At 73.0% G+C, this 3,923-nt stretch carries 3 protein-coding genes; all 3 read right to left on the bottom strand.

All coding sequences use genetic code 11. The features are described 5' to 3' along the window. Nucleotides 1-124 precede the first annotated feature (124 nt). On the bottom strand, nt 125-1,252 hold the full coding sequence (locus AB0J52_RS31075; protein WP_500186281.1) for an ATP-binding protein: 1,128 nt from the start codon (nt 1,250-1,252) through the stop codon (nt 125-127). Between the two features lie 10 nt (nt 1,253-1,262). Next, nucleotides 1,263-2,831 carry a VWA domain-containing protein gene (locus AB0J52_RS31070; protein ID WP_500186279.1) on the bottom strand — a complete coding sequence of 523 codons (1,569 nt, stop codon included), beginning with the start codon at nt 2,829-2,831 and terminating at the stop codon, nt 1,263-1,265. Continuing rightward, the coding region (locus AB0J52_RS31065) for a hypothetical protein (protein ID WP_500186277.1) at nt 2,828-3,923 on the bottom strand (1,096 nt) is incomplete at its 5' end. The genes AB0J52_RS31070 and AB0J52_RS31065, both read right to left, overlap by 4 nt.

Here is a 3,923-nt window from a genome sequence, read left to right as displayed (position 1 = left end):
GCGTCCCGCAGCTAGCCGCGCAGCGCCGCGAACGGCCCGTCCTGCCCGTCCCGTTCGGCCTGCTCGTCGCGCACCGGTCGTCCCTTCCGCGCTTCCAGGGGTTCGGGGGCCGTGCCGGAGGCGGTCACGAGAGGGTCGCGATCGCCTCGCGGCCGCCCTCCAGGAACTCCTTCCACTCCCCGCCCTCCTTCTTGCCGCGTCCCTCGACCACGCCGTGCCAGAACTTGTTCAGGATCGCCAGGTCCTCCGGGGTGCGCCGGGCCAGCGACCCGACCAGGGAGGACGCCAGGGTCGTCGCGCGCAGCACCTCGTCCCCGAAGAACCGGCTGTGCAGGATCGCGTCCTCCAGGACGCCGATCTGCTCGGCCGTGGACAGCGCCGACTCCAGCCGCTCGTCGTCGCTGGTCGCGGCGGCCGAGGCGGTGCGCAGGTCGGCGAAGCTCTGCAGCAGGATGTCCAGCAGCGTCGGCGGCACCTCCAGCTCGATCCGGTGCCGGCGCAGCAGCTCGGTGGTGCGGAACCGGACGATCTCCGCCTCGCTCCGCTTGTTGGTCACCACCGGGATGCGGACGAAGTTGAACCGGCGCTTCAGCGCGGACGACAGGTCGTTGACGCCCCGGTCCCGGCTGTTGGCCGTCGCGATGATCGAGAAGCCGGGCTTGGCGAACACGATGTTGTCGTCGTCCAGCTCGGGGATGGACACGTACTTCTCGGACAGGATCGAGATCAGCGCGTCCTGGACGTCGCTGGTCGAGCGGGTCAGCTCCTCGAACCGGCCGATCACGCCGGTCTCCATCGCGGTCATGATCGGGGACGGGATCATCGACTCCCGGGACTGGCCCTTGGCGATCACCATCGAGACGTTCCAGGAGTACTTGATGTGGTCCTCGGTGGTGCCCGCGGTGCCCTGCACCACCAGCGTGGAGTTGCGGCAGACCGCGGCGGCGAGCAGCTCGGCCAGCCAGCTCTTGCCGGTGCCGGGGTCGCCGATCAGCAGCAGGCCGCGGTCGGACGCCAGCGTGACGATGCTGCGCTCGACGAACGTCCGGTCGCCGAACCACTTCTGCGGGATCTCCCGGTCCAGGCCGTCCGCGCGCTCGGAGCCGAGGACGAACGTGCGGACCATCTTCGGGCTGAGCCGCCACGCGAACGGCTTCGGGCCGTCGTCCACCGACTCCAGGTAGTCCAGCTCCTCGGCGTACTTCACCTCGGCGGGCGCGCGCAGCATCCCCTGCTTGTCGGACTCGGTCATCTGGGGCCTCCTAGTCGAGGAAGTTCTTGAGTTCGGACACGAGCCGGCCGATGCGGCCGGAGACCACCGGCGTGCCCATGGTCTTGAAGCGCTGCCGGAACCACGGGTTGACGTGCTGGCTCCCGGAGCTGGTCACCGAGCCGACCGGGATCACCTTCACCCCGGACCGGTGCACCGCCTGGAGCCCGTCGAACAGCGGCTGGGAGCGGTCGAACTCGTAGAAGTCCGAGATCCACACCAGCACGGTGTTCCGCGGATCGGTGATCTTGGGACGGGCCATCGCGAGCGCCACCGGCCCGTCGTTGCCGCCGCCGAGCCTGGTGCGCAGCAGCACCTCGAACGGGTCGTGCACCCAGGGCGTCAGGTCGATCGCGCGGGTGTCGTAGGCGATCAGGTGCACGTCCACCTTGGGCAGCCCGGCGAAGATCGACGCCAGGATCGTGCAGTTGACCATGGAGTCGACCATCGACCCGGACTGGTCCACCACGACGACCAGGCGGGCCGGGACGGTGCGCTTGGCGGTGTGCTTGTAGAACAGCCGGTCGACGTAGAGGCGCTCGTCGTCCGGGCTCCAGTTGGTGAGGTTCTTCCAGATCGTCCGGTCGAGGTCGAGGTTGCGGAACACCCGCTTCGGCGGGACGGACCGGTCGGGCGTGCCGACGCTGGTCTGCCGCACCTGCGTCTTCAGCACCTCGGCGACCTCGTCCACGTACCGGCGGATCAGCCGCTTGGCGTTGGCCAGCGCCACCCCGGACAGGTTCGACTTGTCGCGCAGCAGCTGCTCGATCAGCGACATGCTCGGGGTGAGCCGCGCCGCGAGCCCGGGGTCGGCGAGGACCTCGCGCAGCCGCATCCGCTTGACCAGGTCGCCCTCGATGTCGCGGAGGATGCGCTCGATGTCCCCGACGTCGAAACCGGCCCCGGCCCCGCCCGGGCCGAAGCCCGGGGTCCGGGTGATCCCGGCCGGACCGCCCGCGTCCGCTCCGGAGCCCTCGCCGTCCGCTCCACCCGGCTTCGAGCCGCCGCCTCCGGACGCGCCGCCCGCGCCCTGCCCACCGGCCTGGCAGCCGCCCGGCCCCGCGCCGTCGCCCTGTCCGCCGCACAGGGCGCGGCGGAGCCGGGTGGCGTCGCGCTGCCAGGCGGCGAGCTGGTCGGCGCTGACATTGCCCTGGCCGGTCTGGAACACGTTGAGCAGCAGCTTGGAGATGAGCGCCGCATTGCGGACCGCTCCCGCGCCGACCGCGCCGTCATCAGCGGTCTCCGAGCCGCCGCCCGCCGTGGCGAACAGGTTCTCGAACTCGGGTTCCAGCTCGGGGAAGCGCTGGAGCAGGTTGTCCATCGACACCGCGGGATCGAGCAGCGCCGGGGGCAGGCCGACCGCGTCCACCACGGCCACGGCGGACGACTCCAGCGCGGGCTGCTCCTCGCCGTCGAACATCCGCGCCATCAGCCGCCAGTAGAGCGCCCGCCTGCGGTTGGCGTGGGCGCGGTCCGCAGCGGAGGCCGCGTCGGGGGACGGTTCGGCGGTCGCGTCGGCGGACGGTCCATGGCTCGTCTCTTCCGCATTCGTCTCGGTCATTTGCGCAGCAACCGCCCTGCTCGCTCGCGCAGCACCGCGACCGCGTCACCGGACCGCGCCTGCGCCTTGACGATCTTCGGATCGGTCGGGCCGAGCGCCCAGTCGCCGCCGTGCGCGGCCACCGGCTTCTTCTTCACCGTGGCCTGGACGGCGAGCGGGCGCAGCGACCAGCCGCCCGCGTCCCACCGGACCAGCCCGACGCAGGCGCTGGATGCGGCGATGAGGGCGGGCGTGAGCGGGCCCGCGCCGGGCAGGTTCCCGGTCTCGACCCGCAGCCGGTGGTCGTCGAGGACCAGGTCGGAGCCGTCGATCCGGTAGCCCTCCAGCAGGACCGGCTCGGCGATCCGCACCGGGTGCCGCTCCAGCGGCGGCACGGGCGGGGCGGTCGCCTCGTCCAGCCGGAGCCGCGCGGTGGCGAACGGGTCGGCGGGCTCGCCGGCCTCGGCCGCGTCCTCCGACCAGAGCAGGTCGCCGCCGGGCAGCAGCGTCATGCCGTCGATCTCCACGGCGCGGTGCTCGGCGAGCGCGGCCAGCAGGACGGGATGGCCGTCGAGCAGGCCCCAGACGGCCGGTCCGACGATCGTGTCGACCTTCCCGGCCGTGACGGCCGCCCGGACCAGCCGCGCGGCGCCGCCGCTCTCCAGGACGCCGTGGACCTGGATCTGGACGGCGGTCGGATGCTCGTGGACGTCCACGCCGAGCGGCAGCAGCCGTCCCGACACCCGCTCGCCCGCGGAACCGCCGCCCTGCCAGGTGAGCAGCATCGCGCGGGCCCACAGGTCGCCCCAGCGGCGGGCCGGGACGCGGGCCATCGTCGCGACCGGGCTGGACGCGCGCAGCTCGGCGGCGAGGCCGTCCAGCAGCATGGCGATACGGCGCAGGCCCGGATCGGCGAGCAGCGCCTCGACGGTCGGGTCGACCGCCGCGACCAGGTCGTGGCTCACGCCGCGCCAGCCGGTGACGGCGACCTCGTGCAGCCAGGACCGGGCCCCGGCCAGCACGTTCGCGCCGGACGGCGGCGCCGGCGCGGGTTCCTCCCACGCGGCGCGCGTCCGCCCGACGGCCGTGTCGAAGCGGTCGAGCAGGGCGTCG

Origin of the sequence: Spirillospora sp. NPDC049652 (assembly GCF_040675125.1) — a bacterium.
Lineage (GTDB): Bacteria > Actinomycetota > Actinomycetes > Streptosporangiales > Streptosporangiaceae > Spirillospora.
The sequence above is the reverse complement of the archived record's forward strand: the minus strand, read 5'-3'. Positions and strand labels throughout refer to the sequence as shown.

Excerpts from the sequence above, each read along its gene's own strand:
- AB0J52_RS31075 (WP_500186281.1), bottom strand. The coding sequence starts at position 1,252 with ATGACCGAGTCCGACAAGCAGGGGATGCTGCGCGCGCCCGCCGAGGTG.
- AB0J52_RS31070 (WP_500186279.1), bottom strand. The coding sequence starts at position 2,831 with ATGACCGAGACGAATGCGGAAGAGACGAGCCATGGACCGTCCGCCGAC.